Below are 24,104 nucleotides of genomic sequence, written 5' to 3'. Positions count from 1 at the left end.
TCATATCCAATTTCCGTAAAGCTGTACCAGCGTCGTTGCAAGATCTGCCTGCAAGCCTTGTTCCAAACACCATTCTTCGGCGTGCCTGGTCATCTCCGGCCAGTGTTCAAGCAGCATTGTCCAGCTTTTGGCCATGTCGCCGTCGGCGTTCCAGGCTTGCCAAAGGGCAATCAGCGCGGCTTTCGCGGCCGGGGACAAACCTTCGGTGTACAGGCCGAGGAAGGCGTCGAGCTTGTCCAGATGAATGTCTTCGTCCTGGCGGTAGATGTGCCATAACAGTGGGCGCCCGGCCCATTGCGCACGCACAAAGGAATCTTCGCCGCGCACCGCGTTGAAGTCACAGCACCACAAGAGGCGGTCGTATTGCTCCTGACGCACGAAAGGCAGCACCTGCACGGTCAAGGTGCCTCGCTGGTGCACGTCACCCACGGCCAGCACCTCGACTTCCAGCCAACGCTGTACGTCACCGAGAATGCGCCCGTGAGGCACCAACAAATGCGTGACCTGCCTGTCCGCAGCCAACACATCCAACCAACTGGCCAGCCCGGCGTTTTCGTAGGCAAACAGCGATATCAATCGTGCGCCGGCCGGGGGAAACACGCCCAGCGATTGAAGGAATTGCTGCTGGGCCTCAGGGTCCAGTTGAAACGCCTGACGCCGCTCAATCAACCCTGACTCCCTCAATAAGCCCCCCGTTCCTGGCTGGAACCCCGGAAAAAAGAAGTACTTTTGCACGCCCTTGAACTTCACCGAGGGCAAGCCATGACAGCCGACCACCCAACCCTCGGCGCTCAAGTAGTCCAGGTTCATCCACAACGGCGGGCGCTTGCGCTGCGCCATGGCCTCCATGTAGTCATGGGGCAACTGACAGGCAAATGCAGCAATCACCACATCCGCAGACTTCGTAGCTACCCAGTCCCGAGGCCAGTGACGCACGTCCACGCCCTCTTGCCATTGCTGCGACACCTGCACATCCACTTCAGGGCACATGCGCTCGAATGCCCGCAAATCATCAACCCACAGACGTACCGTGCAGGCGTGTTCCGCCGCCAGTTGCCGGGCCAGGCGCCAAGTCACGCCGATGTCGCCGAAGTTATCCACGACGCTGCAAAAAATATCCCAGCGGACTTTCATTCCGGGCTCCAACATTCAAAGGCTCGATTGTCCGCATAAATACGGCCATACAGAAGAGTTGATAAGGATTATTCTGCGAAGCAGCTATGCGACAATCAAAATACCCCTGGCGAAAAAACCGAGCCAATGTCCTGCAATCTTGCGACTGATCAAATAGCCCTCCATGAATAAACACGCCGTCCACCAATTGATCCTGGAAAAACTCGTCGCCGATCTCGATATCGCCCAGCGCGCCGCGCAAACCGCCTACGAAACCGCGACCCACGAAGAGAACATCGCCGAAAACAAATACGACACCCTGGGCCTGGAAGCATCTTATCTCGCTGCCGGGCAAGCCAGGCGGGTCGAGGAAATCAGACAGTCGCTGCTACGCTGCGAGACCTTGAACCTGCACCCCTACGATGATCAACGTGGCATTGAGGTAGGTTCGCTATTGGGGCTCGAGGATGAGCACGGTCGCCAGCAGTGGCTGTTTCTTGCGCCGGATGCCGCGGGCTTGAAAGTGGATGTGGTCGGGCAACCAGTGACCGTCATCACCCCTCGCTCACCGCTGGGCAAAAGCCTGCTGGGCAAGTTCGAAGGGGATGAAGTGGAGATTGTGGTGGCCGGCGCTCGGCAACAGTTTGCTGTTACCGAGGTCAAGTAAGCCGATCAGTGAACGGGTAGTTCAACACCGTCGAACAGTTCTTCCAGCTCTTGCTTGTTGTGGCACTGGATGGCTTTGGCCATGACTTCGCGGGTCAAGTGCGGGGCGAATTTCTCGATGAAATCGCACATGAATCCACGCAAGAAGGTGCCACGTCGGAAACCGATCTTGGTTATGCTCGATTCAAACAGCTCACTGGCGTCCAATACCACAAGGTCGCTGTCAAGCTTGGTATCGACCGCCATCTTGGCCACGATGCCGACGCCCAGGCCCAGGCGCACATAGGTTTTGATCACGTCGGCATCCGCTGCGGTGAACACTACCTTAGGCGTCAGCCCCCGATGACTGAACGCTTCGTCCAGCTTGGAGCGGCCGGTGAAGCCAAACACGTAGGTCACGATCGGGTATTCCGCCAAGGCTTCGAGTGTCAGCTTGGGCAGCTTGGCCAGCGGGTGCCCCTGGGGAACCACCACGCAGCGATTCCAGCGGTAGCACGGCATCATCACCAGGTCACCGAACAGCTCCAGGGCTTCGGTGGCAATAGCGAAGTCGACGGTACCGTCCGCGGCCATCTCGGCGATCTGCATCGGTGAGCCCTGGTGCATGTGCAAGGCCACGTCCGGATATTGCTTGATAAACCCGCTGATTACCGGCGGCAGTGCATAACGAGCCTGGGTGTGCGTGGTCGCAATCGACAAGGTGCCCTTTTTTTCGTTGGAGAATTCCTGGGCAATCTGCTTGATGCTCTCGACCTTGCGCAAGATCTCCCCGGCAGTGGTGATGATGCGCTCACCTGCGGGCGTGACGCGGGTCAGGTGTTTGCCACTGCGGGCGAATACTTCGACACCCAACTCGTCTTCGAGCAGGCGGATCTGCTTGCTGATACCAGGTTGCGAGGTATAGAGGCTTTGGGCCGTGGCGGAAACGTTGAGGTCGTGGTGCGCCACTTCCCAGATGTAGCGCAATTGTTGAAGCTTCATATGTATCCCTCAAAGCAGATAGACGCCACGGGTATCAGCGACGATATATAACTATATTAAAGGTGCAAGGCACAAATCTAGAACTTTTTATCATCCCCGCTCATCACGCGCCATCGCCCCGCCGACGCTGCAATAAAGGCACCAGATACACCGGCACCGTGGCCAACTGCAACACCCGAGCGGCGGTACGTCCCAGCGGGGTCGCGAGACCTGAGCCCTGGCTATGACTACCTACGATCAATAAATCCACCGAGAGTTTCTGCGCCTGGGCAAGAATCGCCTGGGCGGGATCCCCTTGGATCACCCGCACCGAACGAATCAACTGCAGGTCCTGCTCCCCATCTGCCAACTCTTCACGAAAACTGTCCAGCACGCGCTGCTCGATACCTGCCATCACCCTGCTCAGCCCCTGAGCCTGCCAGTCATTGAGCGCCTCATCATCAAGATAGCTTTGCAGCACGGATTCGGCGAACAAGCCGATCGGCTCGACGACATGAACCACATACAGATCAGCCTTGAAGGTTCGCGCCATCGCCAGTGCATGCTGCATCACATAAGGCGCATACACACCGAGGTCAGTGGCGTAGAGCATCGAGCGAATCATAGAACCTCCTGGTAGGCCAGGATGGCGGGGATTGCTTCAGCTTAGCAGCGCCTTCGAAAGTTCAATGACCTCAAGGGACCTGGATTTTCGGTTCATTGCTGATACCGTGAGGCACGTGCCCGGTGGCCACGACTTCCCTGGCTTTCTCGCAGTGGCCAGCCTGGTCGTCAAAAAACACATCGGCGGCGAACGCCTCGAGAAACGCCGACTTTTCCAGCCCGCCCAAAAACAGTGACTCATCCAGACGGATGTCCCACTCACGCAGGGTACGAATCACACGTTCGTGGGACGGCGCCGAGCGGGCCGTCACCAGCGCCGTGCGGATCGGGCAAGCCTCATCGGGAAATTCACGCTGCAACAGATTGAGGGCCGCCAGAAACCCCTTGAATGGCCCTCCACGCAAAGGTTCACGGGCAGACTGCCGTTCGCTGGCCTGAAACGCTTCCAGGCCGCCAGACTGATAGATACGCTCTGACTCGTCGGAAAAGAGCACCGCGTCGCCATCGAAGGCAATCCGCAGCTCGGCACTGCTAGCCCGACGGGCGCCGCCAGACAGAATAGTCGCTGCAGCAAACCCGGCATCCAGGGCGCTGCGCACATCTTCTGCGTGAGTGGAAAGAAACAGATGACAACCGAACGCCGCCAGATAAGGGTAAGGGCTACGCCCACCGACGAACGCGGCACGCGAGATATCCAGGTCGTAATGCTGGATCGAGTTGAATACGCGCAAGCCGGTGTCGGCGCTGTTACGCGACACCAGCACGACTTCGACCCGCGCGCGCCCCAGGCTCGCATTGAGGCTCAGGAGCTTTTTGACCAAGGGAAAAGCGTCACCCGGCTCAAGGATTTCCTCCTCGTGATCAATCTGGTACTTGCGATACGTCTCGACACCTTCGGCCAGATAGACCTTATGGCTTTCGCTCAAGTCAAACAGCGCCCGCGAGGAAATCGCCAGCACCAGTTTGTCGCTCATTCCTTTCGCCATGCTCGCTCCTCAGCGGTTGCGCCGATCGATAAAACTCAAGGCGTGGTACAACGCCTGCATTCGCGGTAATTCACAACCCGCCGCCCTGGCGGCAGCCAAAGGACGGGCATAGATTGCTGCCAGCTCCAGTGGGCGTTTGTGCAAGTGATCGTGATACATACTTGGCCAATAATCAGTCAGTTGCTCGGTCATGCTGAACATCTGCTCGGCATAACTGGCGGCAATTTCATGGCCGCATGCCTTGGCCCCCTGTACGACTTCAGCCATCAGGGCCTGAATCATTTCACGACTCGACTCATCAGCCATCAACGCCGTAGTGCCCGCGCCAAGCAATACCGATAGCCCGTTGTACGGCACATTCCACACCAACTTGTGCCAGCGCGCTTGATGCAGGTTGGGCATGGCCTGGGAATCAATCCCGGCCTGCTGGAAGAGCGCGGCCCCCTCCTCCACAATAGCCTGCCGGCGAGCCTCGTCATTGGCGGCACGGCCACTGTGGTAGCCAAGGTTGACCCTGCCCATCGCCTGATGCTCGACAACACCAGGTGCGCCGCGATGAACGCAGATATAACAAAGCCCACCCAGCAAATGCAGTGAATCAGGCAAGTGTTCCCTCAAGCTGTCTTCGACATCCAGTCCATTTTGCAACAACACCACCTTGGCATCCGGGGCAGCGGCTCGGGCAATGGTCGGCGCAAGTTCGACGTTACCGGTGGTTTTGGTCCCCACTAGCAACCAATCGCATGGCGGCATGTCCGCTACACAGGCATAAGCCTGGACGGGATTCAGGCTAACTGCGCCATGCACCGTGCTATTGAGTTGTAATCCACGCTGGCTGACCACCTGGAACTCACTGCGCAGCAAGAAATGCACATCGAAGCCGGCCTGCGCCAGCATCAGCCCGTAAAAACCACCGATGGCACCGGTCCCGATAATGCCGATACGTGGCGTGTGGCCTGCTGTATCCGTCATGACAACTCCCCTGGTTCTCGTTCAAACACCGCAGGCACACTATCAGGCCACGCGACAACGGGCGCAATTGCCCATTGTCGAGCGGGCTTGTTACGCGCTAAGGTTCGGCACCCCCGCTGCATTTAAATCATGCTGTGCTCCGCCGCACGGGGATCGCTGGCGGCCGGCACCCGTGACCCTGACGAGTAACACGATGGCTGATTTACCGATCAACGACCTAAACGTCGAATCCAACGAGACCCTGATCACGCCCGATCAGCTCAAGCGCGAGATCCCTTTGAGCGACGCTGCCCTGCAGACCGTCACCAAGGGCCGCGAAGTCATTCGTGACATCCTCGACGGCACCGACCATCGCCTGTTCGTGGTGATCGGCCCTTGCTCTATCCACGACCTGAAGGCTGCCCACGAGTACGCCGAGCGTCTCAAGGTGCTGGCCGCAGAAGTGTCCGACACCTTGTATCTGGTGATGCGTGTCTACTTCGAGAAGCCACGGACCACCGTTGGCTGGAAAGGCTTGATCAACGATCCTTACCTGGACGACTCTTTCAAGATTCAGGACGGCTTGCACATCGGTCGTCAGCTACTGCTGGACCTGGCGGAAATGGGGTTGCCGACAGCAACCGAGGCCCTCGACCCGATTTCCCCGCAGTACCTGCAAGACCTGATCAGTTGGTCGGCCATTGGCGCACGTACCACCGAATCGCAAACCCACCGGGAAATGGCCTCTGGCCTGTCCTCGGCGGTAGGCTTCAAGAACGGCACCGATGGTGGCCTGACGGTCGCTATCAATGCCCTGCAGTCGGTCTCCAGCCCGCACCGCTTCCTGGGGATCAACCAGGAAGGTGGCGTCTCCATCGTCACCACCAAAGGCAACGCCTATGGCCACGTGGTACTGCGCGGCGGCAACGGCAAGCCCAACTATGACTCGGTCAGCGTTGCTCTGTGCGAACAGGCCCTGGCAAAGGCGAAGATCAAGCCAAACATCATGGTCGATTGCAGCCACGCCAACTCCAACAAAGACCCGGCGCTGCAACCGCTGGTGATGGAGAACGTTGCCAATCAGATCCTGGAAGGCAACCAGTCGATCATCGGCCTGATGGTCGAAAGCCACTTGAACTGGGGCTGCCAGGCTATTCCAAAGGATCTGGCAGACCTGCAGTACGGTGTGTCGATCACCGATGCGTGCATTGACTGGTCCGCTACCGAGACCACCCTGCGCAGCATGCATGCCAAGCTCAAGGACGTATTGCCCAAGCGCAAACGCACCTGACTGCAAGCTACGCACACAAAAACGCCGGGCTAGCCCGGCGTTTTTTATGAGCGCTGAATCAGTTCATAGCTTTGCGGCATGGCGCTGATGGCGCTCCATGTAGCGTTCGACATAGGAGCAGGACGGGATCACCGTGTAACCCATCTCCTCGGCGTATTGCAACGCCTGCTCGGTCAGCGCAGCGGCAATGCCACGCCCACGCAGGGCATTGGGCACAAACGTGCGATAGATATCCAGGGTCTGCTTGCCCAGGTCCATATAGGTCAGATAAGCACGATGACCGTCCACATTGGTCTCGAACTGATGACCAGCCTGGTCATGGTGGATGGACAACGCCTCGCTCATCACTACTCCTCGCGGGTCTAGGTTTCTGACCCCTACCTTACCGATGTTTTTCCGGCGAAGGAACATCTACGCCACCCGTGCCGGGTTTCGACAACGAGAAAAGCCTTACAGCGCTTACGACCAGCATGTAGGAATAGTAGGCGCCAATCCTGCGATTGCTCAAGACGCACTCGTCATTCTGCATGGCTGGCGAACATAGAAAGGGCCAATCGAACATCCTGAAGTCGATGGCCTGAACATTGCCGGCAGTTGAAGCATGAGACGAACAATCGTTCTTAAAGTCACCGCGACATGCATAAAAGATACCGTCAGCTGAAAAGACAAGCTGAACAATAGTGCCCGTATGGATATATAAACTGACGCAGGTTTACAACGCTTAACACTTGCCCACTGGCGCTTTCAGCGCTGGATCCAATCTTCGGCGACACCCCAATAGCTGGATGTTTTTTATACGAACTCGCTAAAGATGAGCCAAAAAAAGATCCGGCAAAAGAATTTTTTTTGCTTCTTGCGCTACGTCAGTTTACTTACTACAAGTAATGGGTAGTATGTACGCCGGCTATTAGCTCACTCTGAGCAAGTAGCCATTAAATAGAAAGTCCTTGAAGGGGAACACGATGAACAACGTTCTGAAATTCTCTGCTCTGGCTCTGGCCGCAGTTCTGGCTACCGGTTGCAGCAGCGTATCCAAAGAAACCGAAGCTCGTCTGACTGCAACTGAAGACGCAGCAGCTCGCTCCCAGGCCCGTGCAGACGAAGCCTACCGCAAAGCTGATGAAGCTCTGGCTGCTGCTCAAAAAGCACAACAGACTGCTGACGAAGCTAACGAGCGTGCTCTGCGCATGCTGGAAAAAGCTAGCCGCAAGTAATAATCCCTTGGGATTGTTATCAAGCCGATCCATTCTTGGATCGGCTTTTTTATGCCCGGACGATAGTGCAGGTTGAATGCAGGAGCTGGCTTGCCAGCGAGAACTGCAAGGCCCGCACTCATTCCAGGCAAACCAGCGTCATCGTTGACGGCCATCGCCGGCCAACCGGCCCCTACAGGTCGAGCGGAGTAGTGCTGATCATCGCTGCCTCGCCGGGCACTCCGATCTCCGCTGGCAAACCATCTTCCGCCGCAACTACGTCTCGCACTTCGTCCCAATTAATCCTCAGGTTGTTGGTCAGGTCTTCACGTTTGAGCATCGCGTTGATCACTGCCGTGTGCTTGTCGACCACCGAAGGGGTGCCGTCATCGTTCAGTGGCGCATGCGCCTCCAGATAGACCTTGCCGCCACTCATGCCGAACTTGTAGGCCTCATTGATGATCCGCACTGGCGTACCCACCGGCACCATATCCGCCAACTCCAGCACATTCTGGTTGAACATGCGGAAGCAACCGTGGCTGGTCCGCGTACCGATACCAAACTTTTTGTTGGATCCGTGGATCAGGTAGCCCGGCGTACCCAAGGTAAACTTGAACGGCCCCAAAGGGTTGTCGGGGCCGGCCGGGACCACATTGGGTAACGGATCACCATCAGCAGCGTGCTCAGCCTTGATCGAGGCCGGAGGTGTCCAGGTAGGGTTCGGCGTCTTGGCAATGATGCTGGTATGTGCAATCGGCGAGCCCCAGCCCTCACGACCGATCCCAAGGGGGAAGGTATAAACCACACTCTGGCCCTTGGGGTAGTAATACAACCGGTACTCAGCCAGATTGATCACGATGCCTTCACGTGGCCCCGGCGGCAGGATGAAACGGGTCGGCAGCACAATCTTAGCCCCGGTGCCTGGCAGCCAAGCATCGACACCCGGGTTGGCCGCAACCATCTCCGAATAACCCAGGTCGTAGGTCGTTCCCAGGTCAGCAAAGGTATCTTCATACTTGGCGGCGATCTCCTGGACCTGACCGACAATGTCTTCACCCGGTGGCGGCATGGGCAACTGCAAGGCTGCAACAGGACCGGCTGCACACAGTGCAGCGAGAGACAGGCAACGGGTGACGGCAGGGAGGCGCGACAACATCCGGAAAATCCTTCGCAGATCGACGGGTAGTAGAAATTCGATTGTACACGGGAGCCCGACGGGCACCACACTCAAAGCTCGAAGCGCAACTCCGGCCAGATCGGCGGCGTACCACGTTTTTGCGATTCGAGAATCGCACGGCACAGGGGGCACAGGCGCTGATCCTGGAAGATCGAGCGGTCCACCGACGACCAGCGCGGCTGGGCGGGCAGCAACGTGCCACAGAGCGTACGGTCGATGGAACCGCCAAGCTCTAGCTGGCGCGTTACCAGATGCACTCGCACTTCCTGGCAGGCGAACAGATCCAGCTGCTCGTCTGGCTCGATCAGTTGGTAGGCAAACAAGGACCAGGCAGGACGCGACGACATCGGGGGCTCCAAATCGGGGGCGCCACCTTAGCCGAAAGACCGCTGCTAGAAAAGCGTCATAGCAGCGGTTTCAGTGTCGGCCAGACATTTTCCAGCAACTTGCTCTGTGCGCCGAGTGCCGGGTGGATGCCATCGGCTTGCATCATCTCGGGATGACCACCGATTCCCTCAAGGAAAAACGGCACCAGCGGAACCTCTTTTTCCTTGGACAGGGTGACAAATACCTTGGCAAATGCGCGGGTGTAGCGCGAACCATAATTAGGTGGCAATTGCATGCCCAGCAACAGCACCTTGGCACCGCTGGCCTTGGAGCGATCAATCATCGACGCAAGATTTTGTTGCAATTGCGCAGGCGGCTGGCCACGAAGGCCGTCATTGCCGCCCAGCTCGATGATCACCACCTCGGGTTTGTGCTCTGCAAGTGCCGCCGGCAGCCGCGCCAGGCCTCCGGCACTGGTGTCGCCACTGATGGAGGCATTGACCACTTTATCGTCAAAACCCTCGAGCTTGAGCCGTTGTTCCAAGAGCGCCACCCACCCGCTACGGGTATCCAGGCCGAAACCGGCACTGATACTATCGCCAACGATCAGGACTGTACCCGCCGCTGCGCCCTGGGCCACGCACATCAAGGCCAGGCCAGCACTCAAAAACCACATTCGCATCGGATTCTCCATGGGCGCAAGCATTCTCACCGCGCGGAACCTTAGCAAAGTGGTTCCCAGCGCGGAAGGTGAACTGACTATCCTGCACGAACTGAGCCTGGAACTGAACAAGGGCGATAGCCTGGCTATCGTCGGTAGCTCCGGTTCCGGAAAATCCACCCTTCTTGGCCTGCTGGCCGGCCTTGACCTGCCCAGCAGCGGTGAAGTGACACTCGCAGGGCAAGCCCTGAGCATTCTGGACGAGGACCAGCGAGCGCGAATCAGGGCCGAGCACGTCGGTTTTGTATTTCAATCCTTCCAATTGCTGGACAGCCTCAATGCCTTGGAGAACGTCATGCTGCCGCTGGAGCTGGACGGCCGCAAGGACGCCCGCGAACGTGCCCGGCATCTGCTGGAGCGCGTAGGCCTGGGCCAGCGCCTGACCCATTCGCCGCGCCAGCTTTCCGGTGGCGAACAGCAACGCGTCGCCATTGCCAGGGCGTTTGCCGCCGAGCCGGACGTGCTGTTTGCCGATGAACCAACGGGCAACCTCGACAGCCATACCGGCGAACGCATCAGCGACCTGTTGTTCGAACTCAACAAAGAGAACGGCACGACCCTGGTGCTGGTGACCCATGACGAGCGTCTGGCCCATCGCTGCCGCCGCCTGATCCGCCTTGAAGCCGGCCTGATGGTCGCGCCACTGGAGCCTTGATGGCACGTTTGCCGCTGTTACGCCTGATCAGCCTTGCACTTCGTCAATTACTGCGCGATGCCCGTGCCGGTGAGTTGCGCGTGCTGTTCTTTGCTTTACTGGTGGCCGTGGCAGCCAGCACTGCCATCGGGTATTTCGGCGCTCGCCTCAATGGCGCGATGTTGATGCGTGCCACCGAGTTCCTCGGCGCCGATCTTGTGCTCGAAGGCAGCTCTCCTGCCCGGCCCGAGCAAATAAAAAGCGGCACCGACCTGGGGCTCGAACATGCCCGTGTCGTAGAGTTTTCCAGCGTCATTGCCACCGACAACGGCATTCAGCTTTCAAGTATCAAGGCAGTCAACGAGCAGTACCCGTTGCGCGGCGAACTGAAAAGCGCCATCGAACCCTTCGCCGAAGAAACACCGGGAGGCGGCCCAAAACCGGGAGAAGCCTGGGTCGAGGCGCGACTGCTGACAGCGCTGGAGCTGAAAATCGGCGACAGCATCGATGTCGGCATGAAGAGCCTGCGCATGACTCGTGTTCTTACCTATGAACCTGATCGTGCCGGCAACCTCTACAGCCTGACGCCCAGGGTGATGATCAATCTGGCCGACCTCGAGGCCACCGGAGTGGTCCAACCCGGCAGCCGCGTCAGTTACCGCGAGCTGTGGCGCGGGCCGCCAGCCAGCCCCGTCCTGCAAATCTACCGCGACCTGATCGAACCGAACCTGGCTGCCAACCAGCGCCTGCAAGACGCCCGGGACGGCAACCAGCAAATCGGCGGTGCCCTGGGCAAGGCCGAGCGTTATCTGAACATGGCCAGCCTGGTGGCGGTGTTGCTGTCCGGCGTGGCCGTCGCCCTATCAGCGAATCGCTTTGCCAGCCGGCGCTTTGATGCGAGCGCCCTGCTGCGTTGCCTCGGGTTGTCCCGGCGGGAAACCATGTTGTTGTTCAGCCTGCAACTGACCGTTCTGGGCCTGCTGGCCAGTCTTGCCGGAGCGGTGCTGGGGTGGCTGGCGCAACTGGGGCTGTTTTATCTGTTGCACGACCTGCTGCCGACAGACGTTCCCCCTGGCGGGTTGTTGCCCGCAGTCGCCGGAATCGGTACCGGCCTGGTGGCGCTCGCAGGTTTTGCCTTGCCGCCTCTGGCCGCGCTGGGCCGCGTACCGCCGCTGCGAGTATTGCGTCGCGACTTGCTGCCGATTCCCTCCAGTACATGGATGGTCTACGGCATGGCGCTGCTTGCCTTGGGGCTGATCATGTGGCGCTTGAGCCTGGACCTGTTGTTGACGTTCGCCCTGCTGGGAGGCGGCATAATTGCGGCCCTGGTATTGGGCGGCCTGCTGCTTCTGCTGTTGCAGAGCCTGCGCCGCTTACTCGCCCGGGCCTCCTTGCCTTGGCGCCTGGGACTGGGTCAGTTGCTGCGCCACCCACTGGCGGCGGCCGGCCAGTCCCTGGCCTTTGGCCTGATCCTGTTGTCCATGGGCTTGATTGCCTTACTGCGCGGGGAGTTGCTGGACACTTGGCAAAACCAGTTACCCAAGGACGCACCCAACTATTTCGCCCTGAACATCCTGCCGGCAGACAAAGACGCTTTTGGTGCCCGGCTACTTGAGTTGCAAGCGCAGGCGGCCCCTCTGTACCCGGTAGTACCGGGACGCCTGATCAGCATCAACGATGAGCCGGTGCAGGACATTGTCAGCAAGGACTCCAGTGGCGACCGTGCGACACAACGGGATTTAAGCCTGACCTGGGCCGCCAACCTGCCGCCGGGCAACAGCCTGACATCGGGAGAGTGGTGGCCGGATCAACCGAGCGATGGCATCCCCGGCGTCTCGGTAGAAACCAAGGTCGCCGACAGCCTGAAACTCAAGCTAAATGACCACATGGTCTTCACCGTTGGCGGGGAAACCCGAGAGGCTCGAGTCACCAGCCTGAGAGAAATCAATTGGGATAACTTCCAGCCCAACTTCTTCATGATCTTCCAGCCCGGCACGCTGAAAGACCTCCCGACCACGTACCTGACCAGCTTCTATCTGGCAGCCGGGCATGACCAGCAGATCGTCGATCTGTCCAGGGCCTTCCCTGCAGTAACCATCTTGCAGGTGGAAGCCCTGCTGGCTCAACTGCGCAGCATTCTTGCCCAGGTCACGCTGGCCGTGGAATACGTACTGTTGTTTGTGCTGGCAGCGGGCATGGCGGTGCTGTTCTCAGGGCTGCAAGCCACGCTGGACGAGCGCATTCGCCAAGGCGCGCTACTGCGTGCGCTGGGTGCGGAACGCAAGTTGCTGGTCAAGGCACGCCGAATTGAGTTTGGGCTGCTGGGAGCGGTCAGCGGACTGCTGGCCGCGCTGGGAACAGAGTTGGTGACCCTGGTGCTTTACCGCTATGCCTTCGACCTGGACTGGCATCCTCATCCCTGGCTGCTGGTACTCCCAATCATCGGTGCGATGCTGATCGGTGGCGCCGGGGTATTCGGCACTCGTCGCGCCTTGAATGCCAGCCCTCTTACCGTCTTGCGCGAAGGCTGAGCCAACAGCGGCCCGCCGGTTTCACGCCGCGCGGGCTTTACTTCACATACTCAATGCTGGTGATCCACCAACACACCTCGCCACCGGGGGTCTGGACGATCGCTTCGTCGTCCACCTCCTTGCGCAACAATGCCCTTGCCATGGGCGAGTCGATGGAGATGTAGTCCATACGTTCATAAATTTCGTCATAGCCAACGATACGAAAGCGCTTGGTCTCGCCTTGCTCGTTTTCGATCACCACCCAAGCGCCAAAGAATACTTTGCCTTCCTGCTCCGGCATGTATTCAACCACGCGCATATCCTCAAGACGCTTGCGCAGATAACGTACCCGACGATCAATCTCGCGCAGCAGCTTCTTGTTGTACTGGTAATCGGCGTTCTCGCTCCGGTCACCCAGCGATGCGGCCCAAGTTACTTTACGCGTCGTGTCAGGACGCTTTTCACGCCATAGATAATCAAGCTCTTTCTTGAGCGCGTCATGACCTTCTTTGGTTATCAGCTTGGTACTCAAAAGCTTCGCATCCCCGGAAAATTATAAACAGTTGCGACCTCCAGCAGGTGCGCACTGACCACCCGGCTCCGATCGCTGGAGCCCGATGATAAATGAACACGGGAAAGTCGCCACACTCGAGAATAACGCCGAGACAGCCAAATGATTGATCTTTTTTCAATCGGATGCTGATGATCCCAAGGGGCCGCACTCCTGCTTACGATCAATCACAACGCCAGCCAATGTGCCATCGAGACGAAAAAGCAGGTCCTTCAGACTGTCCCTGATCTTTGAAACTTGAGCCAGCCCCGCCGATAACTGTTCTTGCTTTTGGAGAGCCTCCAGATCATGCGCCTGCAGCCGAAAAGATTCATTCTCCAGTTGCCGAGCCCAGTCCTCCAGACGACGCTGCTCGGCCTGTTGTACCTGCGTATCACGGCCCAGTGCCTCTTCACGACCACTCAAGGACCGGGCCAACTGCTGTAGCGCAGCGTCCTGATCAATCGTTTGCCGGTTTGACTGTTCTAAAGCGGCCTTTTCCTTCTGCAATTGGCCACGCAGTTGCTCAAGCTCCGCCTGTTGCTTGATGACCGCGAGTTTCTCCTGCGTCAACTCCTGAGCCAACCGGGCGAGGTTGGTCAGCGTATTGTCTACGTCAAACAGGGAAGCCTGGTCTTCTTTGATAGACGCTAATGGCTTGTCAGGTTCTGGAGAACACGCCTGATCTTCACCGACAGGTTGCAGTGGCACATTGATCACAGGCGCCATCGAAGGCTCAAGCGATGCGGTCGGCATATTTTTTTCATCAGGCAGCGCCTCGGCTCCCCCACTCATCGGCACTTGCGGTTCCTCAAGCAATGCCACCGTTTCAGATTCAGGGCGACTTTCGGTCTTGATGGGCGACACCATTTTGGAAGAAAAGCGTATAGAGGGAACAATCAACTCCGAGCTTTCAATGGCCGGCAAACCGATAACCGATGTTCCCAGGCTGATCAGCTTCATCACCAATGCCTTCTTGATCATCAAAGAGTGGTGATCTTCTGGCCGTGCAGGCGGCAACTTGCAGCCTTTCAAATCTATAAAGTGATACGGCACTTGAGGCTCTGCGACATTTCCATCCTTGGTCCCGGTCGCGGCAGCCAGAGTCAGGATTTGCTTGAAGACACGCATCGCTACCTGCAGGTCATCCTTGGAATCAATACCTCCAAGAAAATACCTCTCTGACTTTTTACGCAACGCCGCGATATACACCCGGGCACTTCCAGGTTCCATCTCTTCGTCCAGACTATACGCCAGGTAATTCGATGAAAGTTGTGGAACGGCAAAACAGCACAACAATGCACCATTGACCGGGGCGTCATGGCCGGATTGCTCAAGAACAAGGGTACGTAGAAGCATCATGAATTCGGGCTCCGTGACAGCAATACTTGAATGCACAAAATTTATAAATAGAAGATGCTAGAGCTTCAAGAACGAAGCAATTGTCTCAGGCAATGATCGAACAACGTGTAGGACTTACCTTATTCACCAATTTCAACGTTCCCTAAATCCCCCATTGAACGTACCATTTTTTTACAAACCAGTACCGGGACTACTCGAGACGCTCGCCAACACAGTGAGCATTGGCAAACTTATCAAGTAGAAAACACAATGATCGAGATATCAAATCTAACAAAGAGAATTAGCCAGGCATTCGCCATCCATGATTTGACGTTCCGTGTCGAGCCCGGGGAGTGCGTAGGACTTTTCGGATATGACGGCGCAGGTAAAAGCACGCTAATCAAGCTACTGGCAGGATCGATCCAGCGCTCTTCAGGCAACATAAAAATATGTGGAATTGATATCTACACGCAACCGCTGAACGCAAAAAAAATAATAGGCTATCAACCAGACTCCGCGCTTAGCCATAGCACCATGACCGTTAAAGGGTTCCTTAATTTTATTGCTGAAGTCCGTGGGTTCCGGGGAATGGATAAGCGCAAAATGGTTGACCGGGCCGTCACACGCCTGGAACTTTGGCCAGCGCTGAAATCACCGGTGCAAACACTACCTCCAGGATTAAGACGCAAAGTGGCACTTGCCCAAGCCATTCTTCACGATCCCAAGTTGCTATTGCTCGATGAGCCTACTGACGGCCTCGATGCGTCGCAAAAACACAAGATCAGAATGCTCATCAAGTCCCTGGCGCAAGAAATGACGGTCATAACGGCCTCCCGAAATCCTGAGGAGCTGTCCGGCGTATATAGCCGCGCGCTAGTCATTGGTGATGGGCGCCTGCTGGCAGACGTTCCACTGCAGGAGTTGCAACGCAGCTCACGCCACTATCAAGCGGTCACACTGGCAGCCGATGAACCCTTGGATTTGCTGGCCCTGGCGGTATTGCCCGGCGTAGCAGGCATTGAAGAAGACCGGGTCTCCCCAGGCAGCGTCACAGTACTCGCTATGCCGGGTCAGATCATTTATCCACATATCAACACCTTAATTGCCAACCGCCGTTGGAAAATCAACTCGTTGACCTTGGAACCCGGGCGGCTGAGCGATGTAATCCACCACCTGAGCCAGGAGACAGCCAAATGAAACTTCTTCCGGCGATCTTCAAGCGTCAGCTCATTAGTTACTTCTCCCTGCCGATAACGTATCTCTGCATCGTGACGTTCTTGATAGCCAACGCGGCACTTGGCTTCTACGCTGGAAATTTTCTTGCGAAAGACGAAACCGATTTAAGTGCATTTTTCCAGCACCACCCCTGGCTTTACCTTGCGTTCATTCCCGCCATTTGCGTACACCTTTGGTCAGATGAACATATAGAGGGTGCGCAAGACTTCTTCAGCGCCCTTCCCGTATCTGCATTTGAATTGACGTCGGGAAAGTTCATGGCCGCATGGATGGTATGTGGACTCACACTATTATCAACTTTCCCAACACTCGTCATACTTAAGTATTTGGGCACGCCAGATGATGGCATCATCATCGCTCAATACCTTGGAAGCTGGCTATTGTCAGGGGTTTACCTTTCTGTGGGTTGTTTTATCTGTGTAGTGACACGCAACAGATTGATCATCTTTAGCAGCACCATGGGACTCCTGTTGGCCACCAGTATTTTATTCTCAATCATTGACGCACTGGATCACCAAATACCAATTTTCATCGTTGACAGCTTGATGACTCTTAGCCCATCGACGCGGTTCGACACGATCACTTCAGGGCTCCTGACTTCACACGACATATTATACTTCGCAAGTATGATCCTTGCTTTTCTCACCGCGACAAGCGTCACGTTAAATTTCAGACACGGTTGAGCGGAATATTCCAATGAAGAACCCTATACGCTTTGGCATGACGTTAGCCGTCATCATCTTGCTCTTTCTCGCTTTTAATCTGGTATGGGCGCTGAAGCTTCCAAAGCTGAGGCTGGACCTATCAAGCAATAAAACCCATTCATTATCTGCTTCAACTACAGCATTGCTCACCACACTTGAAAGCCCTGTGGACCTCTATTTTTTCAACTCAAACAACTATCTACAAAAAAGACTGGACCTGAAAAAATACAGCGAACGCGTGACCACCCTGCTCAAAGCATATGAGAATGCGGCAAAAGGCAAGATCAATCTCCATCTGATTGATCCTGCACCGTTTTCGGAAGATGCATACAAGGCTGGTTTACTGGGTCTGGATGACAAACACGGTTTCTTTGGCCTGGTTGGCACCCGTGTAAATCAGGAACCACAGCGAATAGAGTGGTTCGCCCCCGAGCGAGAGGCATTTTTGGAATATGAAATCAGCCGGTTGATTCACAACGTCGTGCGCCAGAGCCAACCGGTGATCGGCTTGATATCCACACTGCCGATGGATAGCCATCGGGACGAACGCACCCAGCAAGCGGTACCCGCGTGGCAATTACTGCAAGAGATCCGTCAGCAGTTCAACCTGATGAGCCTTGCTCAGGACAGCCAGCACATCCCAGAGCATGTAAAGACCCTGATGGTCGTTCATTCCAGCCAACTTCCCGAAAAAACGTTGATTGCAATAGAGCAATTCGTACTGGGAGGAGGCAAATTGCTGATGTTTATCGACCCCCTAAGCGAGTGGAACTCAACCATTGCAACGCCCTCTTCTCTTTCCAGCCTCAAAGGCTTGCTGGCAGCGTGGGGTGTGCAGATACCGATGAACAAAGCCGTGGCTGACAGCCTATACGCAACATCAGCCATCCTGAGCAGTGGACAATCTCCCGTACAGCATCCAGGAGCCCTCACGCTTCCCAGAGAAGCATTGGCGCAAAACGATATCAGTACCATGAAGTTGCAAAACGTCAGGTTGCTGAGTTCAGGAGCGTTCAAACCACTCAAAAAAAGCCGCACCACGTTCACTCCCTTGCTCCATAGTTCTGACCGGGCGGCGCTGTTTGATATTGAACGCCTCACCCAACCAGCCAGCTTCGACTCATTGATCCGCGACGCGGCAGCCCAAGCCCAGCATCATGTGCTAGCAGCCCGCATTCAGGGCCCTGCGTATTCCGCCTTTGCCGAAGTTATCGACGGGCAGAAACGTCCCTTGCACAACGCTGCCAATATTCACGTAGTGGTGGTTGCTGACACCGATCTACTCAGTGATCGCGTCTGGAACTCAGCACGAAGCAACAACGGGCAAAAAACTGTTCGCTCGGATAACGCAACCTTCGTCTTGAACATACTCGACAACCTATCTGCCCCCGATACCCTGATAAATGTCGGCGCCCACGCAAGTATTCACGGCCCTGCAACACCGTTGGACAGGTTGCGCGCAGATGCTGGCAAGGCCTATCGGGAAAAGGCCGGCCTTCTGGAACAGCGCCTGATTCAGACGGAAAAAGAGTGGCAGTCACTGACCTCATCTACCTCGTCATTTGGGACTCAAGCGACTACTTCCAACACCTTGCTGCAAGCGCTCAATAAAGAGCGTTTGCGCTTGCCCATGGAACTCCACGCATTGAAAAACGAGACCTTCCGGCAAGTTCGCCAGTTCGAAATCAGGGTAGAACTGCTCACCATCGTGGCTATGCCAGTGATCGTGAGTCTGCTTGGACTGGGCGTTTTCCTGATGCGCAGACGTCGTCGACATACGCCTGCAGCGGCATTCTATTGATCCCCCTTCTCAGCGACGGGTGATCAGGCCCTGGCGCGCAACACGGGTCAGGTGCTGGATGAACTCGCCAGCATCCGCAGCGCTAGGCGCCTGAATCACTGCCAGATCGAAACTGTCCGTGGCGAAGCGGGCAAGGGATTCTCCGTCCTCGACAAACTGGATCAGAAATGCCGAAGGACGACCGGTTCGACGAGGCCAGCCATCCAGATAACGCAACAGCGTCGGCTGGTGCTTGCCACCAAGGAGAATCTTCGGATTGCGCTGAGTGAGGCCCGCGGTGATCGGGGCCAGGCGTACAAGAGGTCGTAGTGCATTCATCGTGTCGTGTCTCTGCCTCAAAAGTCTGCGGGCAGGTGAGAGGCAACACCGAACCAGCGCTTTAGCGGTATTTCGAAACCTGGGCCAGGCTTCTGTCGGGACTGCAATGAGTCTCCTGTGGCGCCCCGCAATTAGCTGTTTAAATCGGCGCATGGTCAGCATCCTAGAGAAGCAGACCGGGCAGTGTCAAGAATCCCGTACAACGAAAAGGCCCGCACGAGGCGGGCCTTTGAAAGAAGGTTGCGGCCAACTCAATCGGCTATGGCTCGGTCGGCAGACAATTTGCCAGCACCTTCGAACAACACCGCAACACAACCACCCAACAGTGCCAGGGCAAACTCATAACCGTTGTTCGCCATGAACAAACCGTGGCTGATATGCACCGAGAAAATCGCAACCAGCGAGACGATTGCCAATCCCAAGGCTGCAGGTCGTACCAGCAGGCCTATGATCAATGCCAGCCCGGCGAAAAACTCAGTCCCGCCCGACAGCAATGCCATCAAGGTGCCTGGCGCCAAGCCGATGCTTTCCATCCACTGCGCCGTACCCGCCAGGCCACCGCCGCCAAACCAGCCAAAGAGTTTCTGCGAACCGTGGGCGGCGAAGATGATACCGACAAAAATTCGCAATACCGTCAAGCCATAGCCGGCACGCGTGGACAGAACGTTTTTGATCAATGGGCTCATGCGGATAATCCTTTTCAAGTTAGGAGATGGTTGGCCGCTATATTAATCAGTTTAAACAATGATTAAAGTGGAAAAAAGCCGTTATTAAAATCGAATTTATCGATCATTTTCGTAAGGCGGTTTTTGTCACTGGCGGCTCCAGAGTGTCTCTTTCGCGATCGAACGCCAGATAATACTTGTTGACGCTATTAACATAGCTGACGACGCCCATTCCCACCTGCTCCATGGCGATACGCTCGACCTGAAAGAACCACTGATTGGGGTTCAAGCCCCTGCGTCGCGCCTCCGCACGCATGCCTTGCACCCGTTCGGGCCCCATGTTGTAAGCCGCAAGCACAAAGGCCATGCGTTCGCGCTCGTTAAGCTTGGGGCTGGCGAAAAACTTGCGGCGAATCATTGCCAGATAGCGCGCAGCGGCCTGGACATTACTGTCCAGAGACTGGATGTTACTGACCCCCACCCGTCGAGCAGCCGACGGCGTAATCTGCATCAGGCCCGTAGGTGCTTTCCCGCTTTTCGCGCCGGGATTGAGCGATGACTCCTTGAAAGCCAGTGCTGCCAGGTTCAACCAATCCATGCCTTGTTCGCGAGCATGCTTTTGCAATACCGGGCGCAGCTTCTCCAGACGCTGGCGATCAACCCGCGCCAATGGGTAGCGCACGCGATAGAGGCGACGGTAGATACGCTGAAATCCCACGTCCTGGTCGGACGGCGTCTTGTAGGTTTTCAGGAAACGATCAATGCTCGCCCGCAACATCGAGGCATCCTGACGTACAAACCAGTACTCATCGCCTGGCTCGCTGATTATCACCTGTCGATCGAAGCGCAACTTGGGCAGGACTTTCGACCAGCGCTCGGCAATCGGGCGCTCAACGATGGTCAGGTTGAAGATCCCGGCGTGGACCATTTCCAGCACATCTTCCACCGCAAGGCTGGGGTCCACCCACTCCACCTTGACGGGCGGCAGCTTGCGCAACGCCAGCTTCTGGTTGATCTGGTTCACCGCCTCCCCCGCCACGCTGCCTGTCGTCAGCGCCAAGGTACGTCCAGACAACTGCTCCAGGCGGGTATAACGGCGTCCGCCCTTGTGGCCCACCAGCCAAAGAGGCACGTTACTGACAATCGGATCACTGCTGGCGATCTTGTGCACCGTCGTCACATCGAGTAATTCGCCGGGAGCCACCAAGTCAGCTTCTCCACGGGCCAGTGCGCCGAGCAACTGGTCCTTGGCTTTGGGGATGACCTTGAAGCGGATTTCCTGCCCGGCACGGGCGCGGCTGTTCAGATATTGCTCGAAGGCACGCAGGCGACGGTATTCCACACCTATAGCCTCGCCCCGGACTTCGCCGGAGCTGTTGCGGCTCTGATTGACCAGCACACGCAAGGTTCGGCTGCCGCGGATTTCCGCCAGATCTCGCACCTTTCCGGGCTTGATCACTTCCAACGGTCCATCCAGGCGTGCCACCGCCGTCATGGGCAGCAACATCAGGCACGACATGAGCAACGCCGAGGGTCGAATCATCCGCTCTCCGGAAAGAAACTGCCCATTGCACCGCAAATAACGAGACATTGGGGAACAGAGCGCTGTGAGCGCAAGCTTTGGACACAAAAGTAGCACAGCCTTGCCCCATGGACCGACCGCCGTACCACTTTCGAGCTTTAAAGACAGCTATAACTCGTTGTAGTTCTTTGTTTTTCTTATAATTCTACAGCTCTGATATGCTTTCCGACCGCAGGCGGAGGTAGCACCATGCAACTCATTGATATTGGCGTCAACCTGACCAACCCCAGTTTTGACGACAAACATCAGGCCGTACTCGACCGCGCCTACGCCGCCGGGGTCAGCCAGTTGATACTCACCGGTACCAGCCTCGAGGGCAGCGAACAGGCGCTGGAGCTGTGCCAGCAATGGGATGAAAGTACTCAGCGGTTATTCTCCACTGCCGGTATTCATCCCCACTCTGCCAGTGACTGGAACGGCGATAGCGACCGGCGCTTACGCCAGTTGCTCAACGAGCGCCGTGTCCGAGCGGTCGGCGAATGCGGGTTGGACTTCAACCGCGATTTTTCGCCACGCCCGCAGCAGGAAAGAGTTCTCGAGGCGCATCTGGCCTTGGCCGTCGAACTCCAGTTACCGGTATTTCTTCACGAACGAGACGCCAATCAGCGCCTGCTGGAAATCCTGCGGGACTACCGTGATCACCTGCCCGCCGCTGTGGTGCACTGCTTCACCGGCGAACAGCGCGCACTGTTCAGCTACCTGGACCTGGACCTGCATATTGGTATTACCGGCTGGATCTGTGACGAGCGGCGCGGGACGCATCTGCATCCACTTGTCAGGGAAATCCCCCAGGGTCGCCTGATGTTGGAAAGCGATGCGCCATACTTGCTGCCGCGCACCTTGCGCCCGAAACCGAAAAATGGCCGTAATGAACCCGCCTATTTGTCGGAAGTCTTGCGCGAGGTAGCGTTGCACCGAGAAGAAAGCATGGAAGAGCTGGCGCAACACAGCACCGCTTGTGCCCGGGCATTCTTTGGGTTGCCACTACCGCATTGACGCGGCTTTTGACCCACATCAACACGTTCTTGATGAATAGCGGCACAATAGTGGCACCTTGCCAATGCTGTTTCCGCTATCAGAGAAAACCTTCCATGGGTGCCTGGCTTAGCAATATCTCGCTGAAGTACAAATTCTGGGCCGTGAATGCGGTCGCCTTCATCACCACCTTGCTCCTGGTGCTGTACGCCGTGCAGCTCGAACAACAGGCCCGCAGCCACGCCTCCCAAGCCTCGGCGCAAGCCCAGGCAAGACTGCTCGCGTCCTGGCCAGCCGGGCAACCGCTGCCCAAGGGCGAACACTGGCTGACTTATGCCCGCGGCCAAACTCCCCAGTCAGCAGAGCACGACCTGTCAGCCTTGAACAGCGCCAGCGGCTGGGTCGAGTTCAGCCATATGCCGTTGTTCGGTGAAAACCCGTTGATGGGCGCCGAAGTGCTCATGCGCCCAGACGAGCAACAGGTCGCGGTATTGGCTTATGGGCCAAGCCTGACCCAGGTCTTCTCCGAGCGGTTTGCCAACTACGCGGTGGCGGTATTGATCCTGATGCTGGCGATGCTTTGTGCCTCGCAGTTGCTGATCCGTTTTCTGCTCAGCCAGCTCAACACCTTGAAAGACGTCATGCTGCACGTGGAAAAAACCGGCGACCTGTCGGCCCGCGTACCTCTGGCGTGCAAGGACGAAGTCGGGCAGATGGCAAATGCGTTCAACGCCATGCAGGCAGGCTATCAACGGGTGGTCAACACCGTAGCACGCACCGCCAGGCAATTGGATGAGGGGGCTGCACGCCTGGCCAGCAGCATGAACGAGGTTCAGCACGGCATGCTCGGCCAGCAAAGCGAGACCGATCAGGCCGCTACCGCCATCAACGAGATGACCGCTACCGTACATCACATTGCCCAGCATGCCGGCGCAACCCGCGACCTGTCCCAGACAGCAGACACTTTGGCCGGTAGTGGCCAGGAAGTGGTAAGCCGGGTACAGCGCTCGATCGCCGGGTTATCCACCGGTGTGCAACAGACAGCCGAGATGATCCAGAAGCTCGCCGAGGACAGCCAGAAAATCAACGGCGTGGTCAGCGTCATCCATAGCATCGCCGAACAAACCAACCTCCTGGCCCTCAACGCCGCCATCGAAGCAGCCCGCGCTGGCGAAATGGGCCGGGGTTTTGCGGTAGTTGCCGACGAAGTGCGCAACCTGGCCAAGCGGGTGCAAAGCTCTACCGATGAAATCACCCGCATGGTCTCCGCCCTGCAGGCCGGCACCCGTGATGCGGTGGACTTTATGCAGGAAAGCTCCTTCAAGGCGGACGACTGTGTGCAGCAGGCCCAGGAAGCCGGTGCCTCACTCATGGAAATCACCAGCGCCGTAGCGCAGATGCGCGAGAGCAACACACAGATTGCCGTCGCCGCCGAACAGCAAAGTCATGTCGCCGAAGAGATGAACCGTGCGGTGGTGAGCATTCGTGATGTCACTGAAAACACCGTGCAACAAACCGTGGACTCCGCGACCACCAGCAATGAACTGGCGACCTTGGCTGGCGAGTTGAACAAAGCGATCGGGCAACTGAAGCTGTGAAAGCCTTTGACCGGGAAGCCGGGGCCTTGCCTTAAGCCATGGAGCCCTGGCGAGACAGCTTCTAGGGCGGTTTTGCTGCGCATGTAGGATTTGCGTTCCGTAACTGACCGGCTTCAGGCAATCGAGGCACACTAAAAACCTATCCCATCCATAGCCAACCCCAATTCGCCCCCTTCCCTCC

The 24,104-nt window shown here is 57.0% G+C and carries 24 protein-coding genes; 10 read left to right on the top strand and 14 right to left on the bottom strand.

Annotation, left to right across the window (positions count from 1 at the left end):
* Positions 1 to 1,134 (bottom strand): elongation factor P maturation arginine rhamnosyltransferase EarP, encoded by a 1,134-nt coding sequence (gene earP / locus OQ460_RS08870; RefSeq protein ID WP_410021438.1) that lies wholly within the window; start codon positions 1,132 to 1,134, stop codon positions 1 to 3.
* A 163-nt stretch (positions 1,135 to 1,297) separates the two neighbouring features.
* Between earP and OQ460_RS08865 the strand changes: the two genes are divergently transcribed.
* Positions 1,298 to 1,780 carry a GreA/GreB family elongation factor gene (locus OQ460_RS08865; RefSeq protein WP_410021437.1) on the top strand — a complete coding sequence of 161 codons (483 nt, stop codon included), beginning with the start codon at positions 1,298 to 1,300 and terminating at the stop codon, positions 1,778 to 1,780.
* A gap of 5 nt (positions 1,781 to 1,785) precedes the next feature.
* Here OQ460_RS08865 and cysB read toward each other — a convergent pair whose 3' ends face one another.
* The 4 genes from cysB to OQ460_RS08845 all read right to left on the bottom strand — a co-directional run bounded on the left by cysB (position 1,786) and on the right by OQ460_RS08845 (position 5,321).
* On the bottom strand, positions 1,786 to 2,760 hold the full coding sequence (gene cysB, locus OQ460_RS08860) for an HTH-type transcriptional regulator CysB (protein ID WP_410021436.1): 975 nt from the start codon (positions 2,758 to 2,760) through the stop codon (positions 1,786 to 1,788).
* Positions 2,761 to 2,863: 103 nt separating this feature from the next.
* Positions 2,864 to 3,364, bottom strand: a complete 501-nt coding sequence (locus OQ460_RS08855; protein ID WP_410021435.1) for a universal stress protein — start codon at positions 3,362 to 3,364, stop codon at positions 2,864 to 2,866.
* Positions 3,365 to 3,434: 70 nt separating this feature from the next.
* Positions 3,435 to 4,349 (bottom strand): 5'-nucleotidase, encoded by a 915-nt coding sequence (locus OQ460_RS08850; RefSeq protein ID WP_410021434.1) that lies wholly within the window; start codon positions 4,347 to 4,349, stop codon positions 3,435 to 3,437.
* A gap of 9 nt (positions 4,350 to 4,358) precedes the next feature.
* A complete protein-coding gene (locus OQ460_RS08845; protein WP_410021433.1) occupies positions 4,359 to 5,321 on the bottom strand; it encodes a putative 2-dehydropantoate 2-reductase in 963 nt (320 codons plus the stop codon).
* Between the two features lie 193 nt (positions 5,322 to 5,514).
* Here OQ460_RS08845 and OQ460_RS08840 point away from each other — a divergent pair, with 193 nt between their 5' ends.
* A complete protein-coding gene (locus OQ460_RS08840) occupies positions 5,515 to 6,591 on the top strand; it encodes a 3-deoxy-7-phosphoheptulonate synthase (RefSeq protein WP_410021432.1) in 1,077 nt (358 codons plus the stop codon).
* Positions 6,592 to 6,654: 63 nt separating this feature from the next.
* On the opposite strand, the gene OQ460_RS08835 is transcribed toward OQ460_RS08840, so the two are convergent.
* Positions 6,655 to 6,936 (bottom strand): GNAT family N-acetyltransferase, encoded by a 282-nt coding sequence (locus OQ460_RS08835; RefSeq protein ID WP_019692933.1) that lies wholly within the window; start codon positions 6,934 to 6,936, stop codon positions 6,655 to 6,657.
* Positions 6,937 to 7,553: 617 nt separating this feature from the next.
* Here OQ460_RS08835 and oprI point away from each other — a divergent pair.
* Positions 7,554 to 7,805: an outer membrane lipoprotei OprI gene (gene oprI / locus OQ460_RS08830; RefSeq protein WP_003172710.1), complete on the top strand. Its 252-nt coding sequence runs from the start codon at positions 7,554 to 7,556 to the stop codon at positions 7,803 to 7,805.
* A 172-nt stretch (positions 7,806 to 7,977) separates the two neighbouring features.
* Here oprI and OQ460_RS08825 read toward each other — a convergent pair whose 3' ends face one another.
* The 3 genes from OQ460_RS08825 to OQ460_RS08815 form a co-directional block, all read right to left on the bottom strand.
* A complete protein-coding gene (locus tag OQ460_RS08825) occupies positions 7,978 to 8,940 on the bottom strand; it encodes a L,D-transpeptidase family protein (RefSeq protein ID WP_410021431.1) in 963 nt (320 codons plus the stop codon).
* A gap of 71 nt (positions 8,941 to 9,011) precedes the next feature.
* On the bottom strand, positions 9,012 to 9,308 hold the full coding sequence (locus tag OQ460_RS08820; protein ID WP_084378177.1) for a hypothetical protein: 297 nt from the start codon (positions 9,306 to 9,308) through the stop codon (positions 9,012 to 9,014).
* Between the two features lie 56 nt (positions 9,309 to 9,364).
* Positions 9,365 to 9,970 (bottom strand): arylesterase, encoded by a 606-nt coding sequence (locus OQ460_RS08815; RefSeq protein WP_410021430.1) that lies wholly within the window; start codon positions 9,968 to 9,970, stop codon positions 9,365 to 9,367.
* A 10-nt stretch (positions 9,971 to 9,980) separates the two neighbouring features.
* On the opposite strand from OQ460_RS08815, the gene OQ460_RS08810 reads away from it, so the two are divergent.
* Both OQ460_RS08810 and OQ460_RS08805 read left to right on the top strand, forming a co-directional pair.
* Complete coding sequence (locus OQ460_RS08810; protein WP_410021429.1) at positions 9,981 to 10,664, top strand: ABC transporter ATP-binding protein; 684 nt, start codon at positions 9,981 to 9,983, stop codon at positions 10,662 to 10,664.
* The gene (locus OQ460_RS08805) at positions 10,664 to 13,174 is read left to right on the top strand and encodes an ABC transporter permease (protein WP_410021428.1); all 2,511 of its coding nucleotides are present in this window, start codon (positions 10,664 to 10,666) and stop codon (positions 13,172 to 13,174) included. The genes OQ460_RS08810 and OQ460_RS08805 overlap by 1 nt, the downstream gene beginning before the upstream one ends.
* Before the next feature lie 37 nt (positions 13,175 to 13,211).
* Here OQ460_RS08805 and greB read toward each other — a convergent pair whose 3' ends face one another.
* Both greB and OQ460_RS08795 read right to left on the bottom strand, forming a co-directional pair.
* Positions 13,212 to 13,685, bottom strand: a complete 474-nt coding sequence (gene greB, locus OQ460_RS08800; protein WP_410021427.1) for a transcription elongation factor GreB — start codon at positions 13,683 to 13,685, stop codon at positions 13,212 to 13,214.
* Positions 13,686 to 13,841: 156 nt separating this feature from the next.
* Positions 13,842 to 15,065: a hypothetical protein gene (locus OQ460_RS08795; protein ID WP_410021426.1), complete on the bottom strand. Its 1,224-nt coding sequence runs from the start codon at positions 15,063 to 15,065 to the stop codon at positions 13,842 to 13,844.
* A 249-nt stretch (positions 15,066 to 15,314) separates the two neighbouring features.
* Between OQ460_RS08795 and OQ460_RS08790 the strand changes: the two genes are divergently transcribed.
* The 3 genes from OQ460_RS08790 to OQ460_RS08780 are packed head-to-tail and all read left to right on the top strand — an operon-like array spanning position 15,315 to position 18,785.
* The gene (locus tag OQ460_RS08790; protein WP_410021425.1) at positions 15,315 to 16,241 is read left to right on the top strand and encodes an ABC transporter ATP-binding protein; all 927 of its coding nucleotides are present in this window, start codon (positions 15,315 to 15,317) and stop codon (positions 16,239 to 16,241) included.
* Complete coding sequence (locus OQ460_RS08785) at positions 16,238 to 16,963, top strand: ABC transporter permease (protein ID WP_410021424.1); 726 nt, start codon at positions 16,238 to 16,240, stop codon at positions 16,961 to 16,963. The genes OQ460_RS08790 and OQ460_RS08785 overlap by 4 nt, the downstream gene beginning before the upstream one ends.
* A gap of 13 nt (positions 16,964 to 16,976) precedes the next feature.
* Positions 16,977 to 18,785, top strand: coding sequence for a Gldg family protein (locus tag OQ460_RS08780; RefSeq protein ID WP_410021423.1), 1,809 nt, complete (start codon positions 16,977 to 16,979; stop codon positions 18,783 to 18,785).
* 9 nt (positions 18,786 to 18,794) lie between these two features.
* On the opposite strand, the gene OQ460_RS08775 is transcribed toward OQ460_RS08780, so the two are convergent.
* The 3 genes from OQ460_RS08775 to OQ460_RS08765 all read right to left on the bottom strand — a co-directional run bounded on the left by OQ460_RS08775 (position 18,795) and on the right by OQ460_RS08765 (position 21,311).
* Positions 18,795 to 19,103 (bottom strand): class I SAM-dependent methyltransferase, encoded by a 309-nt coding sequence (locus tag OQ460_RS08775; RefSeq protein WP_410021422.1) that lies wholly within the window; start codon positions 19,101 to 19,103, stop codon positions 18,795 to 18,797.
* 251 nt (positions 19,104 to 19,354) lie between these two features.
* Positions 19,355 to 19,789 carry a DoxX family protein gene (locus OQ460_RS08770; protein WP_410021421.1) on the bottom strand — a complete coding sequence of 145 codons (435 nt, stop codon included), beginning with the start codon at positions 19,787 to 19,789 and terminating at the stop codon, positions 19,355 to 19,357.
* Between the two features lie 103 nt (positions 19,790 to 19,892).
* Positions 19,893 to 21,311: a transglycosylase SLT domain-containing protein gene (locus OQ460_RS08765; RefSeq protein WP_410021420.1), complete on the bottom strand. Its 1,419-nt coding sequence runs from the start codon at positions 21,309 to 21,311 to the stop codon at positions 19,893 to 19,895.
* Between the two features lie 228 nt (positions 21,312 to 21,539).
* On the opposite strand from OQ460_RS08765, the gene OQ460_RS08760 reads away from it, so the two are divergent.
* Positions 21,540 to 22,346, top strand: a complete 807-nt coding sequence (locus OQ460_RS08760; RefSeq protein WP_410021419.1) for a TatD family hydrolase — start codon at positions 21,540 to 21,542, stop codon at positions 22,344 to 22,346.
* A gap of 95 nt (positions 22,347 to 22,441) precedes the next feature.
* Positions 22,442 to 23,923 carry a methyl-accepting chemotaxis protein gene (locus tag OQ460_RS08755; RefSeq protein WP_410021418.1) on the top strand — a complete coding sequence of 494 codons (1,482 nt, stop codon included), beginning with the start codon at positions 22,442 to 22,444 and terminating at the stop codon, positions 23,921 to 23,923.
* Positions 23,924 to 24,104: the final 181 nt, after the last annotated feature.

The sequence above is a fragment of the Pseudomonas imrae genome (assembly GCF_046352735.2).
GTDB classification, from domain to species: domain Bacteria; phylum Pseudomonadota; class Gammaproteobacteria; order Pseudomonadales; family Pseudomonadaceae; genus Aquipseudomonas; species Aquipseudomonas imrae.
The sequence above is the reverse complement of the archived record's forward strand: the minus strand, read 5'-3'. Positions and strand labels throughout refer to the sequence as shown.

What these genes read in the sequence shown, in the direction of transcription:
- earP (WP_410021438.1), bottom strand. Translation starts at nt 1,134, where the DNA reads ATGAAAGTCCGCTGGGATATTTTTTGCAGCGTCGTGGATAACTTCGGC.
- OQ460_RS08850 (WP_410021434.1), bottom strand. Translation starts at nt 4,349, where the DNA reads ATGGCGAAAGGAATGAGCGACAAACTGGTGCTGGCGATTTCCTCGCGG.
- oprI (WP_003172710.1), top strand. Translation starts at nt 7,554, where the DNA reads ATGAACAACGTTCTGAAATTCTCTGCTCTGGCTCTGGCCGCAGTTCTG.
- OQ460_RS08835 (WP_019692933.1), bottom strand. Translation starts at nt 6,936, where the DNA reads ATGAGCGAGGCGTTGTCCATCCACCATGACCAGGCTGGTCATCAGTTC.
- OQ460_RS08755 (WP_410021418.1), top strand. Translation starts at nt 22,442, where the DNA reads ATGGGTGCCTGGCTTAGCAATATCTCGCTGAAGTACAAATTCTGGGCC.
- OQ460_RS08820 (WP_084378177.1), bottom strand. Translation starts at nt 9,308, where the DNA reads ATGTCGTCGCGTCCTGCCTGGTCCTTGTTTGCCTACCAACTGATCGAG.
- OQ460_RS08805 (WP_410021428.1), top strand. Translation starts at nt 10,664, where the DNA reads ATGGCACGTTTGCCGCTGTTACGCCTGATCAGCCTTGCACTTCGTCAA.
- OQ460_RS08855 (WP_410021435.1), bottom strand. Translation starts at nt 3,364, where the DNA reads ATGATTCGCTCGATGCTCTACGCCACTGACCTCGGTGTGTATGCGCCT.
- OQ460_RS08795 (WP_410021426.1), bottom strand. Translation starts at nt 15,065, where the DNA reads ATGATGCTTCTACGTACCCTTGTTCTTGAGCAATCCGGCCATGACGCC.
- OQ460_RS08760 (WP_410021419.1), top strand. Translation starts at nt 21,540, where the DNA reads ATGCAACTCATTGATATTGGCGTCAACCTGACCAACCCCAGTTTTGAC.
- OQ460_RS08785 (WP_410021424.1), top strand. Translation starts at nt 16,238, where the DNA reads ATGAAACTTCTTCCGGCGATCTTCAAGCGTCAGCTCATTAGTTACTTC.
- cysB (WP_410021436.1), bottom strand. Translation starts at nt 2,760, where the DNA reads ATGAAGCTTCAACAATTGCGCTACATCTGGGAAGTGGCGCACCACGAC.
- OQ460_RS08770 (WP_410021421.1), bottom strand. Translation starts at nt 19,789, where the DNA reads ATGAGCCCATTGATCAAAAACGTTCTGTCCACGCGTGCCGGCTATGGC.
- OQ460_RS08865 (WP_410021437.1), top strand. Translation starts at nt 1,298, where the DNA reads ATGAATAAACACGCCGTCCACCAATTGATCCTGGAAAAACTCGTCGCC.
- OQ460_RS08845 (WP_410021433.1), bottom strand. Translation starts at nt 5,321, where the DNA reads ATGACGGATACAGCAGGCCACACGCCACGTATCGGCATTATCGGGACC.
- OQ460_RS08780 (WP_410021423.1), top strand. Translation starts at nt 16,977, where the DNA reads ATGAAGAACCCTATACGCTTTGGCATGACGTTAGCCGTCATCATCTTG.
- OQ460_RS08765 (WP_410021420.1), bottom strand. Translation starts at nt 21,311, where the DNA reads ATGATTCGACCCTCGGCGTTGCTCATGTCGTGCCTGATGTTGCTGCCC.
- OQ460_RS08810 (WP_410021429.1), top strand. Translation starts at nt 9,981, where the DNA reads ATGGGCGCAAGCATTCTCACCGCGCGGAACCTTAGCAAAGTGGTTCCC.
- OQ460_RS08825 (WP_410021431.1), bottom strand. Translation starts at nt 8,940, where the DNA reads ATGTTGTCGCGCCTCCCTGCCGTCACCCGTTGCCTGTCTCTCGCTGCA.
- OQ460_RS08815 (WP_410021430.1), bottom strand. Translation starts at nt 9,970, where the DNA reads ATGCGAATGTGGTTTTTGAGTGCTGGCCTGGCCTTGATGTGCGTGGCC.
- OQ460_RS08840 (WP_410021432.1), top strand. Translation starts at nt 5,515, where the DNA reads ATGGCTGATTTACCGATCAACGACCTAAACGTCGAATCCAACGAGACC.
- OQ460_RS08790 (WP_410021425.1), top strand. Translation starts at nt 15,315, where the DNA reads ATGATCGAGATATCAAATCTAACAAAGAGAATTAGCCAGGCATTCGCC.
- OQ460_RS08775 (WP_410021422.1), bottom strand. Translation starts at nt 19,103, where the DNA reads ATGAATGCACTACGACCTCTTGTACGCCTGGCCCCGATCACCGCGGGC.